This window comes from Arenibacter aquaticus (genome assembly GCF_003957295.1).
GTDB lineage: Bacteria > Bacteroidota > Bacteroidia > Flavobacteriales > Flavobacteriaceae > Arenibacter > Arenibacter aquaticus.
This window is the reverse complement of the sequence record NZ_RQPJ01000006.1, coordinates 21394-41478: the sequence shown is the minus strand read 5'-3', so window position 1 is coordinate 41478 and position 20085 is coordinate 21394. Positions and strand designations below refer to the sequence as shown.

At 39.1% G+C, this 20085-nt stretch carries 20 protein-coding genes; 11 read left to right on the top strand and 9 right to left on the bottom strand.

The features are described 5' to 3' along the window. The first annotated feature begins 8 nt into the window (after positions 1-8). From EHW67_RS12150 to EHW67_RS12130, 5 genes are all read left to right on the top strand, one after another. Positions 9-578, top strand: a complete 570-nt coding sequence (locus EHW67_RS12150) for an L-threonylcarbamoyladenylate synthase (RefSeq protein ID WP_126162664.1) — start codon at positions 9-11, stop codon at positions 576-578. Positions 579-581: 3 nt separating this feature from the next. Further along, positions 582-2006 (top strand): CCA tRNA nucleotidyltransferase, encoded by a 1425-nt coding sequence (locus tag EHW67_RS12145; protein ID WP_126162663.1) that lies wholly within the window; start codon positions 582-584, stop codon positions 2004-2006. A gap of 118 nt (positions 2007-2124) precedes the next feature. Then, positions 2125-3159 carry a COX15/CtaA family protein gene (locus tag EHW67_RS12140; protein WP_126162662.1) on the top strand — a complete coding sequence of 345 codons (1035 nt, stop codon included), beginning with the start codon at positions 2125-2127 and terminating at the stop codon, positions 3157-3159. A 27-nt stretch (positions 3160-3186) separates the two neighbouring features. Beyond that, entirely contained in the window at positions 3187-3684 is a 498-nt protein-coding gene (locus EHW67_RS12135) for an IS1096 element passenger TnpR family protein (protein WP_126162661.1), read from the top strand. Between the two features lie 133 nt (positions 3685-3817). After that, positions 3818-4876, top strand: coding sequence for a nucleoid-associated protein (locus tag EHW67_RS12130; RefSeq protein ID WP_126162660.1), 1059 nt, complete (start codon positions 3818-3820; stop codon positions 4874-4876). A 117-nt stretch (positions 4877-4993) separates the two neighbouring features. Here the strand turns inward: EHW67_RS12130 and EHW67_RS12125 are convergent, their stop codons facing one another. Then, positions 4994-6076: a hypothetical protein gene (locus EHW67_RS12125; protein WP_126162659.1), complete on the bottom strand. Its 1083-nt coding sequence runs from the start codon at positions 6074-6076 to the stop codon at positions 4994-4996. Positions 6077-6153: 77 nt separating this feature from the next. Between EHW67_RS12125 and EHW67_RS12120 the strand changes: the two genes are divergently transcribed. The 3 genes from EHW67_RS12120 (at position 6154) to uvrB (ending at position 10130) form a co-directional block, all read left to right on the top strand. Then, positions 6154-7056, top strand: a complete 903-nt coding sequence (locus tag EHW67_RS12120; protein WP_126162658.1) for an ABC transporter ATP-binding protein — start codon at positions 6154-6156, stop codon at positions 7054-7056. Between the two features lie 28 nt (positions 7057-7084). Further along, entirely contained in the window at positions 7085-7918 is an 834-nt protein-coding gene (locus EHW67_RS12115; protein WP_126162657.1) for an ABC transporter permease, read from the top strand. A 223-nt stretch (positions 7919-8141) separates the two neighbouring features. Continuing rightward, complete coding sequence (gene uvrB, locus EHW67_RS12110) at positions 8142-10130, top strand: excinuclease ABC subunit UvrB (protein ID WP_126162656.1); 1989 nt, start codon at positions 8142-8144, stop codon at positions 10128-10130. 142 nt (positions 10131-10272) lie between these two features. Here uvrB and EHW67_RS12105 read toward each other — a convergent pair whose 3' ends face one another. Beyond that, positions 10273-10698 carry an Hsp20/alpha crystallin family protein gene (locus EHW67_RS12105; protein ID WP_126162655.1) on the bottom strand — a complete coding sequence of 142 codons (426 nt, stop codon included), beginning with the start codon at positions 10696-10698 and terminating at the stop codon, positions 10273-10275. Between the two features lie 119 nt (positions 10699-10817). Continuing rightward, complete coding sequence (locus EHW67_RS12100; protein WP_126162654.1) at positions 10818-11219, bottom strand: TerB family tellurite resistance protein; 402 nt, start codon at positions 11217-11219, stop codon at positions 10818-10820. A 124-nt stretch (positions 11220-11343) separates the two neighbouring features. On the opposite strand from EHW67_RS12100, the gene EHW67_RS12095 reads away from it, so the two are divergent. After that, positions 11344-11712 carry a DUF1456 family protein gene (locus EHW67_RS12095; RefSeq protein ID WP_126162653.1) on the top strand — a complete coding sequence of 123 codons (369 nt, stop codon included), beginning with the start codon at positions 11344-11346 and terminating at the stop codon, positions 11710-11712. Positions 11713-11788: 76 nt separating this feature from the next. Here EHW67_RS12095 and sucC read toward each other — a convergent pair whose 3' ends face one another. Both sucC and EHW67_RS12085 read right to left on the bottom strand, forming a co-directional pair. Further along, positions 11789-12982 carry an ADP-forming succinate--CoA ligase subunit beta gene (sucC, locus tag EHW67_RS12090; protein ID WP_126162652.1) on the bottom strand — a complete coding sequence of 398 codons (1194 nt, stop codon included), beginning with the start codon at positions 12980-12982 and terminating at the stop codon, positions 11789-11791. Positions 12983-13245: 263 nt separating this feature from the next. Further along, positions 13246-13884 carry an LON peptidase substrate-binding domain-containing protein gene (locus tag EHW67_RS12085; RefSeq protein ID WP_126162651.1) on the bottom strand — a complete coding sequence of 213 codons (639 nt, stop codon included), beginning with the start codon at positions 13882-13884 and terminating at the stop codon, positions 13246-13248. A gap of 153 nt (positions 13885-14037) precedes the next feature. Between EHW67_RS12085 and lysA the strand changes: the two genes are divergently transcribed. Further along, positions 14038-15279, top strand: coding sequence for a diaminopimelate decarboxylase (gene lysA, locus EHW67_RS12080; RefSeq protein ID WP_126162650.1), 1242 nt, complete (start codon positions 14038-14040; stop codon positions 15277-15279). Between the two features lie 60 nt (positions 15280-15339). Next, a complete protein-coding gene (locus EHW67_RS12075) occupies positions 15340-15873 on the top strand; it encodes a thioredoxin family protein (protein WP_126162649.1) in 534 nt (177 codons plus the stop codon). Positions 15874-15989: 116 nt separating this feature from the next. On the opposite strand, the gene guaB is transcribed toward EHW67_RS12075, so the two are convergent. The 4 genes from guaB to EHW67_RS12055 form a co-directional block, all read right to left on the bottom strand. Then, on the bottom strand, positions 15990-17462 hold the full coding sequence (guaB, locus tag EHW67_RS12070; protein ID WP_126162648.1) for an IMP dehydrogenase: 1473 nt from the start codon (positions 17460-17462) through the stop codon (positions 15990-15992). Positions 17463-17527: 65 nt separating this feature from the next. Beyond that, the gene (locus tag EHW67_RS12065) at positions 17528-18028 is read right to left on the bottom strand and encodes a hypothetical protein (protein WP_126162647.1); all 501 of its coding nucleotides are present in this window, start codon (positions 18026-18028) and stop codon (positions 17528-17530) included. Beyond that, entirely contained in the window at positions 18028-18564 is a 537-nt protein-coding gene (locus tag EHW67_RS12060; protein WP_126162646.1) for an FMN-binding protein, read from the bottom strand. Before EHW67_RS12060 ends, EHW67_RS12065 begins: the two co-directional genes overlap by 1 nt. Positions 18565-18774: 210 nt before the next feature. Further along, the gene (locus tag EHW67_RS12055; protein ID WP_126162645.1) at positions 18775-19953 is read right to left on the bottom strand and encodes a hypothetical protein; all 1179 of its coding nucleotides are present in this window, start codon (positions 19951-19953) and stop codon (positions 18775-18777) included. Positions 19954-20085 lie beyond the last annotated feature (132 nt).

Sequence of the window (20085 nt, the reverse complement as noted above, 5' to 3'; positions counted from 1 at the left end):
ATGCTAGTATGGATGATATTCTTACAGAGGTAGACCAATGTTGTGAAATTCTCTCTCAAGGAGGCCTTATTTTGTATCCAACGGATACTGTATGGGGTATAGGTTGCGACGCTACCAATGCCAAGGCAGTAAATAAAATATACACTCTCAAAAAAAGATCCAATACAAAAACGATGATCTGCTTGGTGGCCAATGATTTTATGTTGGAACAGCATGTGGAAAAGGTACCAGAACTTGCATACGACATCATGGACCTGGCCACCAAACCCACTACCATTGTGTACGAATCCCCAAAAGGGATTGCCGAAAACCTGATAGCGGCCGACAATACCCTTGCCATTAGGGTAGCTTCGGATAAATTTTGTAAGTACCTAATAAAAAAGTTTAAAAAGCCTATTGTGTCCACATCCGCTAATTTGGCAGGGCAACCAACCCCCATGGCTTACAAAGAAATACCGGATGAGATTTTAAAAGGTGTGGACTATATAGTAAATTTGGACCGCGATAAAATTAAAAGTACCCCCTCATCCATTATTATGCTCGGTAATGATGGTACCGTAAAAGTGATCCGAGAATAAAAAATGATAGCAACAAACCACGAAGAAGCTTTAAAAGACCCTATATTTTCAACTATTTCAGATGCGGCCAAGGAACTCTCGGTAGATTCCTACGTTATTGGAGGTTTTGTAAGGGATTATCTTTTAAAAAGAGGCATACCCAAGGACATAGATATCGTTGCCATAGGCAGCGGTATAGAACTGGCCAAATTGGTAGCTAAGAAATTACCTGGAAGCTCAGAAGTTAGTGTCTTTAAGAATTTTGGTACTGCCATGATCAAATTCAAGGAGATAGAAATTGAATTCGTTGGTGCGAGAAAGGAAAGCTACCACAGGGACAGTAGAAAGCCAGTAGTTGAAGATGGTAGTCTGGAAGATGACCAAAAGCGGCGGGACTTCACTATCAATGCCCTGGCCATTTCACTTAACAGCAGGGATTACGGACAACTATTGGATCCCTTCGACGGAATTGGGGATCTAAAAAGGCAATTGATAAAAACACCATTGGACCCAGATTTAACCTATTCGGACGATCCACTGCGCATGATGCGCGCCATTCGCTTTGCCACACAACTCAACTTTATAATACACCCAGAGTCCCTACAGGCAATTAGCGACAATAAGGAAAGGATAAAGATTATCTCCAATGAACGCATCGTAGACGAATTACACAAGATCTTGGCCAGCAAAAAGCCATCACTAGGCTTCTCCCTGCTACATCAAACAGGACTTCTTTCCTTTATTATGCCAGAATTAGTGGCTTTGGAAGGTATAGAGGAAATTGAGGGACAACGGCATAAGGACAACTTTTGGCATACTCTTGAAGTAGTAGACAATATTGCCGAAAATACGGAGAACGTATGGTTAAGATGGGCTGCCTTATTGCACGATATAGGTAAGGCCCCGACCAAAAAATTTGATAAAAAAATTGGATGGACCTTTCATGCCCACGAATTCATTGGAGCCAAGATGGTATATAAACTATTTAAACGTCTTAGATTACCATTAAACGACAAAATGAAATTTGTGCAAAAAATGGTGCTTATGAGCTCTAGACCTATAGTGTTGTCCGAAGACTTTGTAACCGATTCTGCAGTGAGAAGGCTAATTTTTGATGCGGGTGACCATGTGGAAGATCTAATGACCTTATGCGAGGCGGACATCACCACAAAAAATCCAAAAAAACAAAAGCGTTATAAAAATAATTTTAAAATTGTACGCCAGAAAATTGAAGAAGTAGAGGAAAGAGACCATGTTAGAAATTTTCAACCCCCTGTTAGCGGTGAGGAAATTATGAAAACCTTTGACCTAAAGCCATCCAAGGAAATAGGAATCATAAAAGAGGCTATTAAAGAGGCTATTTTGGAAGGTGAAATTCCAAATGAGTACGAAGCCGCCTATGCCCTAATGCTGAAAAAAGGTAAAGAAATGGGACTGGTATCCCAATAAATCACGAATAAATCCAAATGGAGATATTCGGATAATTTTTTGTCAAGAAAATGAACCTTGCGCAGGCCTAATTCTAATCAAAGAGTATTAATTTTGCCCTACGCTTTCAAATGTCCAAATGCAAAAATATTTTACAAAAATTGCCAAAATCGCTTTAGTTTTGGTTTATCTCGTTATAGTAGCGGGTGCTGTGGTAAGGATGACGGGCAGTGGTATGGGATGCCCTGACTGGCCCAAATGTTTTGGTTATTATATTCCCCCAACCGATATAAGTGAATTACAGTGGACAGCCAATAGGGATTTCAAAAAAGGACAGGTTATAATTGTAGATGACTCCCTATGGGTAGCTAAATCAAATTTTATTACCTCCACTTCCTACAACACCAATAATTGGGAGCCTTATACCAAACACGACTATGCCATTTTTAACCCCTTTCATACTTGGACAGAATTCATAAACAGACTTTTTGGAGCCCTTGCGGGAATTGGTACCTTGGTAATGGCAATAGTATCGTTTAGCTTTTGGAAAAAGAAACCTAAAATAACTATTCTTTCCTGGTTGGTAGTATTTGCCATGGGATTCCAGGCATGGCTGGGAGCCACTGTTGTATATTCGGTTTTGGCCCCCGCAAAAATAACGGTACATATGGTAATGGCACTCTTTATTGTTGCCATGATTCTTTACATAATACATGCCTCAAGAAATCCCCAAAGTCCTTCACTACCGGATAAAACCACCCGAAACCTATTGTGGATTGCACTTATTACAAGCTTGATACAAGTAGTACTGGGAACACAGGTAAGACAATTTGTAGACGAACAATCAAAAATTATGGGTGAAAATGCTCCACAACTTTGGCTGGACACTCCCTCTATAGCTTTTTACCTACACCGCTCTTTCTCAATTTTCGTCATTTTACTAAATGTATTTTTAGCTACTAGAATCTTTAAAAAGAAACTTGGTTACACTAAAATAAATTGGGTACTGGCACTATTATTTCTTGAAGTAATAACCGGCATGGCCATGTATTACATGGATTTTCCCTTTAGCAGTCAGCCCTTGCATTTGGTAATTGCCTCGGTATTATTCGGTTTTCAGTTCTATTTGGTTTTGGAAGCCATATATGCTTCTAAAACAACTAAAACTTTGTAACTTTGCCAGCACAAAAAAAAGTACCCAATGATATATAAAATAAGGATAATATTAGATGCTGAGGATGATATTTTTAGGGATATTGAAATTGAGGAACACGATTCCATGGAAGACTTTCACAACGCCATAACCCAGGCTTTTGGTTTTCTAGGAAATGAAATGGCATCTTTTTATACCTGTGATGATGATTGGAAACAAGACGAGGAAATTGCCCTTTTCGACATGAGCGAATCCGGATCTGATGTTCGATTAATGAATGAAATTCTACTTAAGGACATCCTTACGGAACATTCCCCCAAACTTATTTATGTTTACGACTTTCTAAGTATGTGGACATTCTTTGTGGAATTGGCGGATATAGTTGAGAAAGAAGACGGTCGCACCTATCCCAATACGCTTTTCAGCTTTGGAGAAATACCGGACTCCCCTCCCGAAAAAGAATTTCAGGCCGAGAAAAGCGAATACGATTTTGACAATACCTTGGACAATTACGAGGATTTGGATTTTGATGAAAATTGGAACTAATATTTAGAGCAATAAAATTAGGATTTCGTTTTTTATAACGAACTTCATGGCTATCCTATTATTTCCAATAAATTACCGCTTAACCCAGTATAGAGGGCCAAGTACTGTTTAACCATAATTTTGCACTAGATCTATGATCAACTTATACACTACCCAGATTGAAACCATTTCCATACATCGTGTGGGAAATAAAAATAAGAGTGAAGGTGCTTTCCTTTCAGAAGAGCCATTTTCCCTTAATGATGAAACAACAGGTCTTTTAAAGGAATATTTCTTTAAGCCCTTTAGGGAGAAAGAGGAAAACTATTATCATTTTGCCAACGAAGTGGATCTGGAATTTAATGAAATGCACAAGGTTGTCACCGATATTTTTAACGACCCTAACAGCCTTCATGAAAATTCAAAAAAAATTGCCACCCATTTATTTGACCAATCCAATCACCCGCATATAAAAAGTGGAGAGGTCTATGTGGCCTATCTCACCGATCTGTTGTTGGACAATGTAAAAGTTAATGCCGTTGGGGTTTTCAAGAGCGAGCTTAAACACGACTTTCTTCAGTTCGAGGAAAATGGCAATAACTTGGACATCTTGGTGCAGCAAGGGATCAACATTAACAAACTGGACAAGGGTTGCCTAATCTTCAATACCGATAAGGAAGAAGGATACAAGGTCCTATCCGTAGACAGTAATAAATACGACACCAAATATTGGTTGGAAAATTTCTTAGGTGTAGAAGCGCTGTCGGATGACAACTTTAAAACCAAGAACTATTTAAAATTCTGTCAGAATTTTGCCAAGGATGTGGTATTACCTGCAGAGGACAAGCAACAAGAAGTATTGTTCATGAACAGGGCTGTGAACCATTTTGCGAAAAATGACGCTTTTGAGGAATCCAATTTCTTGAACGAAGTGATGGAGAACCCTGAACTGATTCCTGAGTTTAAACACTATAAGACAGAAAAAGGGCCCAAATTCAGCATAGCGGATGTTTCTACCTTTGATATTGCCAATAAAGCCGTATCAGATGCCAGAAAGAAAATTAAAAACGTCATTAATCTAGACACCAATATCCAGATTAAAATGGATTTTATCAATCCTGAATCAGCTGAAAAATTTGTTGAAAAAGGATGGGATGAGGAACGCCAAATGTACTACTACCTAGTGTACTTTAATAAAGAGCAAAAAACCTAGTATCCACGATCTTTAATTAGAGGGTGTTGATATAATTATAAAAGGTCGAAGTTTTTTTAAAAAAACTTCGACCTTTTTCCTTGGCCATAAAGGCACAGGGACCTACATCTTTGACCATTACATCTTAATCTTGTTCTCTATAATCTGTTTCATACTTACATCTTGGTAATTTCTTTTTACAAAATCCAACGCTAGGGCCAATACCTCCCCCATGGTCTTGCAGGTTTTAAAATCTATATCCCCCGTGAGTTCATGAATATGCATGGCGAGGGAAGCTATGTTTTCATCATTGGAAATATGATCGGTCTTAGCTATAGCTATCAAGCGTTTGATACGATTACCGGAACTTAATATCCGCTTCGCTACAATGGACCGTTCCTCTATTTTATACTGATCCACTGAATTGCGTTGTAGCTTATCCTTGACCAACATTACCATTTTAAAATTCTCCTTGAAAAATTGGGGCCTATAAACCTTTAGTTTACCTTCATAACACTGTTGGTCAAAATCTATTGCCCTAATTTTATACACTACATGGTCAAAATCATGGGTGGGCACAATTACGTAATTATAGGAACGCATATCGCCCAATAATCGAATCATGCACCGCTCATTGAATTTTACAAATTCTTTTGCCAATTGCGATTTTTCGGACTCGGAGCAGGTAGGTAAAAATTCCTTAATAAAGACATCACCGGGTATACCGGCAATGTGCTCCTCAATTAAGGTATCCTTGTACACCAAAAAGTTAAGATTGTAAGGTGAAAGCATATGCTCCAATTCCAACCCATATATTCGGGAAGCATCGGTCCTTTTTACATAGAAATAAGTATAATTATCATTAAGTATATTTCGGACCTTGATCCGGAACGGTTTGGAATTCCCAAATGTACAGAAGTCCACAGCATCCACATTTAAAAATGGGAAAATGCTGTCGCTACCATCGGAATGAAGAATAGAGTATACCTTTTTAAGACTAATATCAATTTCAGTGCGATCAAATTCACTATAATATACCCGCACCCATAGGGTGTCCTCTTCATTGGAATCATACACCACTACAGAACCGGAAAACCGCAATAGGTCATCATAGAAAATTGGTATTTCAATTTTTCTACTATAGTGTTTCAAATAGGCGTCCAATTCCTTACATACTGGAAAAGCAGGTTTTTTCTTGGACATTAAGCGTTCCTCTGACATCTAGCTAACATTTATTTGTAACAAAATAACGATTTCTTCGTCAATTAGGTACAAACAACTAAAAAAACTACTCCATTTTGGAAACTATACTATCCGTTAATAAACTGACCAAAAAATTTGGCTACCTGACTGCCGTAAAAGACCTATCCTTTAATATAGAAAAAGGCAATGTTTATGGTATTTTGGGACCAAATGGCAGTGGTAAGTCCACCACCTTGGGAATAGTGCTCAATGTGGTAAACAGCAGTGGGGGCGAATTTTCATGGTTTGGGGGAACCCTATCTACACATAAGGCCTTAAAAAAAGTAGGTGCCATTATAGAACGCCCCAATTTCTACCCTTATTTGACCGCCATAGAGAACCTTAAATTGGTGTGCAAGATAAAAGAGGTCAGTGAAGATAAAATTGAGGAAAAATTGGAACTAGTTGGACTTTTGGATCGTAAAAACAGTAAGTTCCGCACTTTTTCATTGGGAATGAAACAGCGATTGGCCATTGCCTCTGCACTCCTAAACGATCCGTCTATATTGATCTTGGACGAACCCACCAATGGATTGGATCCCCAAGGTATACACCAAATCCGGGAAATCATTAAAAAAATAGCAGGCCAGGGCACTACTATTCTCCTAGCTTCCCACTTACTGGACGAGGTAGAAAAAGTATGCAGCCATGTAATAATACTGCGTCAAGGGGAAAAACTTTACTCCGGACCCGTGGATGGTATGCTAAGGAGCCATGGCTTCTTTGAGTTGAAGAGTGCGGACAATAAAAACCTGGTCTCCTACCTTGGCCAACATGCCAGTTTTGGTAGCATTAAACAGGAAAACGGCCTTGTGACCGCTTTCCTAAAAGAAGAATTGGAGGCCCCCACATTGAATCAGGATCTATTTAACAATGGTATAATACTCTCGCACTTGGTAAAACGGAAAGAGAGCCTGGAAGAACAGTTCCTTAGCCTGACCAACCACACTAACCACTAATATAAAAGCCTAGAGCTCCCATTACGATATGCTACGATTACTACAAATAGAATTTATAAAACTGTGGAACAATAACGCCAGTAAGGTTTTAATACTAGCCTATTTTGCCCTCATCCTATGTATGGCCCTAATCGCTGCCATTAAATTTGATATAGGCCCCATACAATTCCATGTTGCAGAGCAAGGAATATTTAATTTTCCTTATATATGGCATCTTAACACTTGGATCGCTGGCGGGCTAAAACTTTTCTTGGCCATAATAATAGTATCCATGATGGCCAATGAATACAGCAACAAAACCTTGAAGCAAAATTTAATTGATGGCTTGAGCAAAAAAGAATTTATTGCCTCCAAATTTCTCACAGTGCTGGTCTTCTCCGTTTTTTCGACCATTTTTGTTTTTGTGGTTTCGCTAGTTTTAGGACTCCTTTATTCGGATTACACGGAAATATCCATTGTTCTTTCGGACTTAGAGTACCTTTTAGCGTATTTGGTAAAATTGATAGGATTCTTTTCTTTCTGTCTTTTCCTAGGGATTTTGGTAAAACGATCTGCTTTCGCTCTTGGTTTTCTGATTTTATGGTTCGCCATGGAAAACCTAGGAATCCGATTCTTGGTATGGTGGTTGGCCGGGAAGGAAGCTTCCGTAAGTGTAATGAAATTTTTACCTCTGGAATCTATGAGCAACCTGATCAAAGAACCTGTCACCAGGTTTAAAGCGGTACAAAGTATGGCCCAACAGGTAGGGGAAGAATTCACCAAAGATTACGCCGTGCACTTTTATGAGCTATTAGTGGTAGGCTGTTGGACAGGAATTTTTGTATATCTATCCTATGTATTGCTCAAAATACGGGATTTATAATCACCAACATTTCAAATTTACTAGCCATCGCTAAAATGGACTTAAATAGTTCTTAATCTACCCTAGTATTGCCCTTGTTTTATTAATTTTATGTCATGATATCATATGGATGCTCTTTTGATCTAAAATCCGGAATAAAAAGATTTCCCATTGCCATTTTAGGTACAGTTACCAATGCTGGGCAAATGTTGTGTCAGCATTATTCACTAGAAATTTTAACTAAATGAAATTCAAAGTTGTTTCCGAGTTTAAACCTACCGGCGATCAACCGATGGCCATAAAACAACTCCAGGAGGGTATAGAGACCAATGAACGCTATCAAACTCTTTTAGGGGTAACCGGTTCTGGAAAAACCTTTACCGTGGCCAATGTTATAGAACGGGTACAACGGCCTACCTTGGTATTGGCACATAACAAAACACTGGCTGCCCAGTTGTATTCGGAATTTAAACAGTTTTTCCCCGAGAACGCGGTGGAGTATTTTGTATCGTACTACGACTACTACCAGCCCGAAGCCTATATCCCATCGAGCGGAACCTATATTGAAAAGGATCTATCCATAAACGAGGATATTGAAAAGCTACGTCTGAGTGCCACCTCCTCCCTATTATCGGGAAGAAGGGATATTTTGGTAGTGGCCTCGGTATCCTGTCTATACGGAATTGGAAACCCGGTTGAGTTTCAAAAAAATGTGATTAGCATAGAAAAGGATCAGGTTATTTCAAGAACCAAGTTTCTACATCAATTGGTTCAAAGCCTTTACTCCAGAACCACTGCGGATTTCAGGAATGGAAATTTTAGGGTAAAGGGGGATGTAGTGGACGTGTTTCCCAGTTACGCCGACCATGCCTTTAGGATACATTTCTTTGGGGACGAAATCGAGGAAATTGAAGCCTTTGACCCCTATAAAAATAAGGTACTGGAAAAATACCAACAGCTGAATATATATCCCGCCAATATGTTTGTTACCTCACCGGACGTATTGCAAAATGCCATTCACCACATACAGGATGATATGGTGAAACAAGTTGCCTATTTCAAGGAAATTGGCAAACATTTAGAAGCAAAGCGGCTGGAAGAACGGACAAATTTTGACTTAGAGATGATCCGGGAATTGGGCTATTGCTCCGGGATAGAGAATTATTCCCGCTATCTGGATGGTCGTGAACCGGGCACACGTCCATTTTGTTTGTTGGATTATTTTCCCAACGATTATTTAATGGTGGTAGACGAGAGTCACGTTACCATTCCGCAGGTACATGCCATGTACGGTGGTGATAGATCCAGAAAGGAAAACCTAGTGGATTACGGCTTTAGACTCCCTGCTGCTATGGACAACCGACCCTTGAAGTTTGAGGAATTTGAAGCTCTTCAAAACCAGGTAATTTACGTAAGTGCGACCCCTGCTGATTACGAATTGGAATTGAGCCAAGGGGTCTATGTGGAACAGGTAATTAGACCAACCGGACTTTTGGACCCAATTATAGAGATACGCCCAAGCCTAAACCAAATAGACGACCTAATAGAGGAAATACAGCTAAGGGTTGAAAAGGATGAAAGGACCTTGGTTACCACGCTCACCAAAAGGATGGCCGAGGAACTGGCAAAATACCTGACTAGAATCAACGTTCGCTGTAGGTACATACACAGTGATGTGGACACCTTGGAGCGTGTGGAAATTATGCAAGACTTGCGCAAAGGGGTCTTCGACGTCTTGATCGGGGTCAATTTATTACGGGAGGGGTTGGACCTTCCAGAGGTTTCCCTAGTTGCAATTTTGGATGCGGATAAGGAAGGATTTCTAAGAAGCGCCAGATCCCTAACACAGACCGTAGGTCGTGCAGCAAGAAACCTAAACGGTAAAGCCATCATGTATGCCGATAAAATTACAAATAGCATGCAAAAGACAATAGATGAGACCAACTACCGCAGGGAAAAACAAATGGCCTATAACCTTGAGCACAAGATAACCCCCACCGCTCTTAACAAAAGCCTTGATAGCATACTGGCAAAAAATTCGGTTTCCACCTACCATTTTGAAAAAGAAGAAATGAAGGCTGCAGAACCAGACATGATGTATCTTACTAGTGAGCAAAAAGAAAAAATGATCCGTGACAAAAGGAAGGCTATGGAAAAAGCGGCCAAGGATCTTGATTTCCTACAAGCTGCGAAATTGAGGGACGAGATTAAATCCTTACAGGAACAGGAATAGCACTCGCATTTAAACATATCTACCAAAAAAATAGCAGTTCACAGCATAAAAAAAAGCGCCTTGATATCTCAAAGCGCTTTCCTTAACCAACCAACCAAATAAACTACTACATATCCTAGTGGATATATGACTAGCTTAACTCTTAAGCTATCTCTATCAATCTCTTGGGCTTGGGTAATGCCTCTTCTTTTTTGGGCAGAACAAATTTAAGTACGCCATCTTCATAAGACGCATTTATCTTGTCGGCCGCCACCGTTTCTGGCAGGCTGAATACCCTTTTAAAAGAGGAAAATGTAAATTCCTTTCTGGTATACCCCTCATCAACCTCACTATCTTCATTCTTCACCTCGGAAGAAATAGTTAGCACATCGTTGTCGATCTCAACATTAAAATCTTCCTTTTTCCTACCGGGTACGGCAAGTTCCAATAGATACTCGCTCTCGGTCTCCTTAACATTGGCAGCTGGAACATTGTAATTTACATTATCCATACCCCCAAACCAGTCTGGTTTAAAAAATTCGTTCATTAAGGAAGGAAACAGAACATTATTTCTTTTTACTATACTCATGATATTTATATTTTACGTTATACTTATACTTTTCACAGTATAAATGTCAAATCCTATACCAGAGCATTTTTAATGCCACTATGTCATTTTTGAACAAGAAAACACCGACACATTGTCACTTAATTCTTATATACTTTAAAGATTTCCATTAAAACCTCTGGTGGGACCACCTTATCTGGATACCTGTGCATGGCTATCAATACCTGTTCTATGGCTGCCTGCGGCAGCCCAAAACCTAGACCTACGTTGTGCAGTTCCTCTATTTCCACCAATTTCTGTTCCTGATCAATATTCATAAGCAATACCAATCTGTGAAATTGAAGAATACGTTCGGCCTCCGATTTTAACACCACCTTTTTAGGCTCCTTGTGAAATAAAGAATTAAAATCTTCTTTACCTATTCCCAATTGTTGTGCCACACCCCATAAAAAATCATACTCCGAATCCAAGATTTTTTTGTCTATCCTTGCAAAGGAAATCATTTGGGAAAGAATGCCCAATTTCTCCAAATACGTATTCATAGTTAACAGTTTATCACTAAGTTACATTATTTGAGCTTGTTTCCTAGCCAACCTTTAGCGGAAAGTTTTGCAAAACTAGCCACACATCCTATTTTTTGTAATATCTTGTGAAAAAATTAATTATATGACCAATAATGATGTTTTAAAAAAGTTAAGGGTTGCCCTTAAACTACGTGATGATGATATTGTAGAAATTTTAAAACTAGTCGATTTTAAAGTCTCCAAAAGTGAACTTGGAGCTTTTTTTAGAAAGGAAGATCACCCCAATTATATGGAATGTGGCGACCAAATATTGCGTAATTTTTTAAATGGATTGGTAATATATTACAGAGGGACCAGGGATAACCCAAAAGACACCAATACAACCTTGCCCAGGCCTAAGAAATCTGCCGCTACCAAGCCATCCCAGAAACCCAGGTTTAAAGAGCAACAAAAAAGAAAAATAGATCACGATATTACTTCCGTAAAGTACAAGAACAAGAAAAAATCCTGACAATCGGACACTTAGGACATAAAAAAAGGCAGTATTTAAAAATACTGCCTTTCTTGATTATGTTATAAAGTGTTTATTAAGCCAACACCTCTTCAACCTTGTCCGCAGCTTCCTGGAACTGAACTGCAGAGTGAACGGCCAATCCTGAGTTATCTATAATTTCCTTGGCCAATTCGGCATTGGTTCCTTGAAGCCTAACTATTATAGGAACTTTTATAGCATCTCCCATATTTTTATAAGCATCAACAACTCCTTGGGCTACACGGTCACATCGTACAATTCCACCAAAGATATTTATTAGAATACACTTAACCGCTGGATCTTTTAAGATAATCCTAAATGCTTCCTCAACTCTTTTAGCATCCGCTGTACCACCTACATCCAAGAAATTGGCAGGTTCCCCACCGGCCATTTTAATCAAATCCATCGTTGCCATGGCCAGTCCAGCTCCATTTACCATACATCCAACATTACCATCCAAATCAACATAGTTAAGACCAACTGCCCTTGCTTCTACTTCAATTGGATTTTCCTCTAGCAAATCGCGCATCTCTGCATATTGCTTTCTTCTGTACAAAGCATTGTCGTCTATTGAAACCTTGGCATCTACCGCCATAATCTTATCATCCGACGTTTTAAGCACTGGATTGATCTCGAACAAACTGGCATCACTTTCAGTGTACGCTGTATACAAACTGCTGACAAATTTGGTCATTTCTTTAAAAGCCGTACCGGAAAGACCTAAATTAAAAGCTATTTTCCTAGCCTGGAAAGGCAATAGACCCGTTGAAGGGTCAATCTCTTCCGTAAATATTAAGTGTGGGGTTTTCTCGGCCACTTCCTCAATATCCATTCCACCTTCGGTAGAATACATGATCATATTTCTACCATTGGCCCTATTTAATAAAACGGACATGTAAAACTCACTGGTCTCACTATCCCCTGGATAATAAACATCCTCTGCTATTAATACCTTGTGCACCTTTTTTCCTTCTGCTGAAGTCTGGGGCGTAACTAAATTCATACCAATAATAGAACCTGCTATATCTTCCACTTCACGCAAGTTCTTGGCCAGCTTAACTCCGCCACCCTTTCCACGGCCACCTGCATGTACCTGGGCCTTAATAACATGCCAACCAGTACCCGTTTCCTGTGTCAATTGTTTTGCAGCGTCTACCGCTTCCTTGGCATTATATGCTACTAAACCGCGTTGTATGCGTACTCCAAAGCTCGCTAAAATCTCTTTTCCTTGATATTCGTGAAGGTTCATAAATTGAAGGTTGTATTTGTTCAGTTGCAAAAATAGGAAACACAGTCGATTTACCCTAATTAAATAAAACAGAAAAAATACCACGTAAAACAAATAAAACAACCGGGCCTCGCCAAAGTATATACAGGGGCAACAATCTGGATCAATCAAGACATTTACCAACACCCCTCCCCTTTTTGATTACCTAGACAAGAGAGTTTTCTTCCAGCTACGAACACTGGCATTTACATTTGGTCCTATGGTTGCCAAATGATAACAATAAGTTATAACTTGAAATCCTTAAAGTCTATAGGGTCAAAATTTTTGAAATGGCCGTTCATACCTATCATCTCTTTGGATTGGTTAACTTGCTCCAAGACTTGGATAGTATTTATCAAATGCTCCTTTATAAACAATAATCGCTCACTTTCATAGGTCATTTGCAACAATTTATATTCTTGGGCCAGGGACAACCCTATTTTATGTATCAAAAGATATATGTCAAAATTATCCTTCGTTAAATTAACAATTGAAACCCCCATTAATTTATACAGTTCCAAAATAAGCCTCAACACATTTTCCCTTAGTGAAGCCACGCTGTCGTCCATATAATTTAAAAAGTAAACCTCTCCTCCAGCATATAACTTATTCCCCATGGTTTTGTAAAAACTAATAATCTTAAAGGACCGCACAGCAATACATATAATATCCATCTCACCGGTATCATATGTTTTTATAATCTTATCCAATCTTAGCTCCGTACCATACACAATGCTACCCTCTATGTACACAGGTACCCCAAAAGTTCCGGTAGTTTCCTTTATATCCAAAATCAATTGCTTGTACCGTTCCTCGAAAATATGCAGAGCCACCTGTTCTCCAGGAAAAAAAACGGATGGCAAAGGAAATAGTGGTATCAACATGGTATTCTATTTAATTCAAAACAGCTAGAACTTGGAAACACCTAGCCATCATTACTTGTTACAAATATAACATAGTGTTACATATTTCAAAAATTGCTATATATTTTTGCTCAACTACAATAAGTAGTCTAGATTTGCATAAAATTTTGAAAAATGCGAAACACTGATTTATTAAAGATAGCAAAAACTTATGGTGATCCGGTCTATGTATATGATTCTGAAAAAATTATTTCTCAGTTTCAGCGATTGACCAATGCATTTAAAGATGTAAAGAAATTAAAACTAAATTACGCCGCTAAGGCACTCTCCAATATTACTATTTTAAGGTTAATGAACAGCTTGGGAAGCGGCTTGGACACGGTTTCCATTCAAGAGGTACAATTGGGACTCAAGGCTGGTTTTGAGCCAAGTTCCATTATATTCACCCCTAATGGAGTTTCCTTGGAAGAAATAGAAGAAGCCGCTAAATTAGGGGTTCGAATAAATATTGACAATCTATCCATATTGGAACAATTTGGCAGCAAGCATCCGGACATACCTGTTTGTATAAGAATTAATCCACATGTAATGGCCGGTGGAAACTCTAAAATTTCCGTAGGACATATAGACTCCAAGTTTGGTATCAGTATCCATCAAATACCTCATTTATTGCGTATTGTAGACCTTACGAATATGAAAATAAATGGTATACATATGCATACCGGAAGTGATATCTTGGATATTGATGTTTTCCTTTACGCTTCAGAGATTCTTTTTGAAACTGCCAAAAACTTTCCTGAACTTGAATTCATTGATTTTGGAAGTGGGTTTAAAGTACCATACAAAAAGGGGGATATTGAAACCAATATAGAGGAGTTGGGGAAAAAACTAGGAAACCGCTTCAATGCTTTTTGCAAGGAGTACGGTAGGGAGCTTACCTTGGCCTTTGAGCCGGGCAAGTTTTTGGTGAGCGAGGCCGGTTTTTTCTTGGCCAAAGTCAATGTTGTAAAGCAGACCACCTCTACAGTATTTGCCAGCATAGATTCTGGATTTAACCATTTGATAAGACCTATGTTCTATGGTGCCACCCACAGCATAGACAATATTTCCAATCCGGACGGACGCGAGCGTTACTATTCCATAGTAGGTTATATTTGCGAGACCGATACTTTTGCAAGTAACAAGCGTATCAGTGAAATATCGGAGGGGGATATCCTCTGCTTTAAAAATGCAGGTGCCTATTGCTTTACCATGGCCAGTAATTACAATTCAAGGTTTAGGCCACCGGAAGTACTATGGCATAATGGAAAGGCCATATTGATCAGGGAAAGGGAAACTTTTGACGACCTTACAAGAAATCAAATTGACGCCAAAGATCTCTTTACTCCTGTTAAAGAAAATGCAATAGCGAAATAAAATTTCCGTTTTTTCGTTAGTTTTGAAGGGATAACCTGACTAACCCTAAAAACCAAAAGCATGAAATTAATTGCAAAGTCATTTTTTAAAATTGCTATTTTAGCAGGGTTGGCCATTTTGCCAAGCGGCATGAATGCCCAAGAAGTAAACTGGCTGAGTTGGGATGAAGCAGCAAAATTGGCGGAAACAGATAAGAATCCGAAGAAAATTTTTATCGATGTGTACACGGATTGGTGTGGATGGTGTAAAAAAATGGATAAGGATACCTTTCAAAATCCAGAAGTGGCCGAGTATATGTCCAAGAACTATTATATGGTGAAACTGGACGGTGAAGGAAAGGAACCTATTGAATTTAGAGGGAAGACCTTTAAGTTTGTACCTTCCGGAAGAAATGGATATCACGAATTTGCCGCTGCCCTTATGCAGGGAAAAATGAGTTACCCAACCACAATTTTCTTGGATGAGCAAATGAATATGCTTTCTCCAGTACCAGGATACCAAAAGCCAGGGCCCTTCCTTAAAATTGCCAAATATTTTGGGGAAGACATTCACAAGGAGAAGGATTGGAACACCTACGACAGCGAAAGCAAATAATATAATCTAAAGGGTTAAGTGCTTCACTACACATAACAAAATAAAAAAAAGACGGTTGATGTGGATCAACCGTCTTTTTTATATCTAATTTGGAATAATAGTCAAAGGACTAATTATTACCTGCTATAATTAGGGGATTCCTTGGTAATGGTAACATCATGAGGGTGACTCTCATTGATACCACTAGCAGTAATCTTAACAAATTTACCATTTTCCTTTAGGCTCTCAATATCCTTAGCTCCGCAATATCCCATTCCGGCACGTAGTCCTCCTATAAACTGATGGATACTTTCGTACAAATCACCTTTATAGGGAACACGTCCTACGATACCTTCCGGCACCAATTTCTTTATATCATCTTCCACATCTTGGAAATATCGGTCCTTACTACCTTGTTTCATAGCTTCTACAGACCCCATTCCCCTATAGGATTTAAACTTACGGCCTTCGTATATAATAGTCTCTCCCGGTGACTCTTTGGTACCTGCCAACAGAGAACCCAACATAACGGTGTCCGCTCCCGCTGCAATTGCCTTGGGGATATCACCAGTATACCTAATTCCTCCATCGGCAATAACGGGAACCCCACTGCCCTTAATAGCTGCTGAGACTTCCAAAACAGCCGAAAATTGGGGGAATCCAACCCCTGCCACTACTCTGGTAGTACATATAGAGCCTGGACCTATTCCTACTTTGACAGCATCGGCACCGGCTTCTACCAAATATTTGGCAGCTTCGCCAGTAGCTATATTACCTACAATCACCTCCAAATCAGGGAATTTACTTTTCACAGCTTTTAATACCGAAACCACACCTTTAGTATGTCCGTGAGCCGTATCTATAACCACAGCATCCACTCCTGCATTGACCAAGGCCTCTGCCCTGTCAACAGCATCCCCGGTAACTCCCAAAGCGGCCGCTACACGAAGTCTTCCGTATTGATCCTTGTTAGCAATTGGCTTCTGGGTAAGCTTGGTAATATCCCTAAAAGTAATTAAACCAACAAGTTTATAATCCTTATCAACAACTGGTAACTTTTCTATTTTATTCTCCTGTAAAATGTCTTCAGCCTGCTCCAAGGATGTTCCCTCACTTACGGTAACAAGGTTGTGAGTGGTCATTACCTCCGATATGGGACGGTCGTTATTTTTTTCAAAACGCAGGTCCCTATTGGTAACAATGCCTATAAGTTTACCATTGTCATCCACAATAGGAATCCCTCCAATACTAAATTCCTTCATATTGGCCTTGGCATCCCGTACCAAGGAATTAATGGGAAGGGTAACAGGGTCTATGATCATACCGCTTTCTGCCCTCTTAACCTTACGAACCTTTAAGGCCTGCTGTTCAATGGTCATGTTCTTGTGCAACACACCAATGCCACCTTCTTGCGCAATGGCTATAGCCATGCGTGATTCTGTAACCGTGTCCATAGCCGCCGAAACGATAGGAACGTTGATGGTAATATTTCTTGTAAATTTTGATTGAATATTGACTTCTCTGGGAAGTACTTCCGAAAAAGCCGGAACTAATAATACGTCGTCATACGTAAGACCTTCTCCGACAATTTTATTTAGGTGAGCTTGCATAGCAATTAAAGATTAATTGCGTGCAAATATACTACATTTAAAGGAACTTAGGAACACTTATAAAATTAATTGGCCACAACGTTTTTTTGACACAGTTGATAAAGTACCAAAAGAGCCGAAATTGTATAGGTAAGCGTCATAAGAAAACCCGAAAAAATAACCACATATTTCATCCACAACAGGCCGGACCACATTAAATAAATACCTCCAAAAGTTAATATAACCGACAAAAGGGGCTCAACAGTTAGAAACATTTTGAGTTTTTGCGGAAGCTTGCTAAGCCAAACCAGCCCCCCCAATAGAAAAAATATTAATGACATGGATAAAATGTGGGTATGGATTATAGTGAGCATTTCCCTATCCCCTTTCTTAAATTTCATCACCTCGGCCTCCTCATCATCTTCATTTCCCAAATAATTCTCTACAATACCATCTGGTGAGGAGGTACTGGTTTGGGAAACAAACAAGAGCCCGGTATAAAAGCCTATACTTAACACTAGAACAAAAGTGGCCACAAACCATTTTATTCCCTTTGGCAATACAGTTAATAGCCCATTATAGTTCATTAAAGAATATTTTTTTCTTGAAGTATCCCAACGGTCTGCAGTAAATTGTCCATTGAGTTGGTCATGGAACGAACTGATATGGTAGCTCCGGATATACCATCTATATTGGTCTCGTAGTCGACCCTATCCCGACCCGTTTTTCCCATAAATTGTTGCAACCATCTTTTACTACCGATTTCCCCTCCATATTCCTCACGATAGACAAGAATTTTGGAATGAACAACGCTCAATTGATCATTGAACACTACTAGATAGTCAAAAGTTGCAGTCTTACTGGGAGCATTGTCCACGAAGATATACCCAACAATACGATCGCCCTCCAATAATTTAAAAAAGTTATCGGAGGTAATTTTTGCAGGCAATTGAGCATTTATGGAATTGGGTACTTCAATGGAAGTCATGGATAGATCATTGGTACCAAAAACTTTCTCGACTTCCTTGTCTACCTTTTTCTTTAATTTCTGAGGGAGACCAAAACCAAACAATATTAAAGCCAAAACCAGTATAAAACCAGTAACTTTATTTCCGTTTTTCATGCGACAAAAGTACTAATTTAGAATCATTTTTAATAATATATTGAAACGTTTGGGGATATTTTTTTCAACTCTTTACTTTGGAACTAGAATGTAGTGAGACAAGGCCCTAAAAAAATAACTCCGAAAAATACCCTTAGAGGAATATTTATCGGAGTTGATTTAATAAATTATAGATCTAATTGGGTTCTATTTATTCATTTGACATCCCTTTTAGAACCAAACGCCAATTCCAAAATTCAATCTATCCTTTACCCCATCTCCAGAAAGGGCATTGTCCCTAAATTGATAATCTCCTTTTAAAACTACTCCTGGGGCAATATGATAGCTTAATCCGGTAGTTATATCCGTTCTGTCATAAGCCTCATTTTGAGAAAGGCTACCTGCAGTATCGGCGTGGGTATTATAATTCTCATATCGGGCAAAGGCAAACAATTTCTGCTCATTGCCACTTGGCAATAAATTGTAAGCTCCTTCTACATAATATCCTTGAAGCGCACTTCCCAGGTCTTTATTGGCCAAGGTATTATAAGCCTCGGTATCTGAAAGAGAGGCATAGATAAACTGACCTCTCGCTGTAAAGCGCTCATAGGCATAACGGGCATCAAATCCGAGCATGGAAATACCAATATTGGCACCGTCCAAATTTTCTACATCGTCAGCAGCTTGGGTTTTACCAAAGTAAGTTGAAAAGCCCAATCGAAGACCAGGAATTCCATAATAATCCAGTTTAGTAGCCAGATTAGGGCTATCTACAGTAGACTGAATTCCTTTTTGTCTACCTCCTCGAAGACCATTAGACCCCTTTAAGAAACCAGAAATCCCACCTTCGCCATCAGCTTCTGTAGATTTAAAGCCATTAAAAATATATGCCTGATATCCCAAAGAAAGGTTGTTGAATCTTCCACTGACACCAATACCCAATTCCCTCCAAGTGGTAGGAACAATCACATTGTCCAAGGCCGGTCTTTCGGTACCGTTAAAGGTAGTAGGCTCATGAAATTCATTTATAATTCCCATAGGAACCAACATCAAACCACCTCTTAGGTTTACATTATTGGCAACATTATAGTTAACAAAAGCCTGCTCTACATATATTTCCTCAACATGCTCTACTTCCAATTCCGTAATAAACTGAGTTTTATCGTTAAACCGATACCCCAATAATAACACAAGGCGCTGTACATCCAACTCCCCGTTGTCCCCCTCTGGTTGGTTATACAACATTTCCCCATAGGCTCCAATTGTTACAGCAGAACCGTAATTCCCCGACAGTAACCGCTGGGCCGCGTTTAACTGTTTTTGAGGGTTAAGCATGATGGAGTCGGTTGCCGTTTGCGCCAGCATACAACTAGACAAAAAGAGGGTAAATAGATAAACAAAATTTCTCATCCTTTGGTATTTTTATTTAGACTGATTGTAAATAATTAAAAAACGAGTGCAAATATAATAGCCCAAAGTTTATTGCCAAATTTTATTTAAAATTAATCTAAATAAAAGTTAAAATTTAACATCTTTTAGACA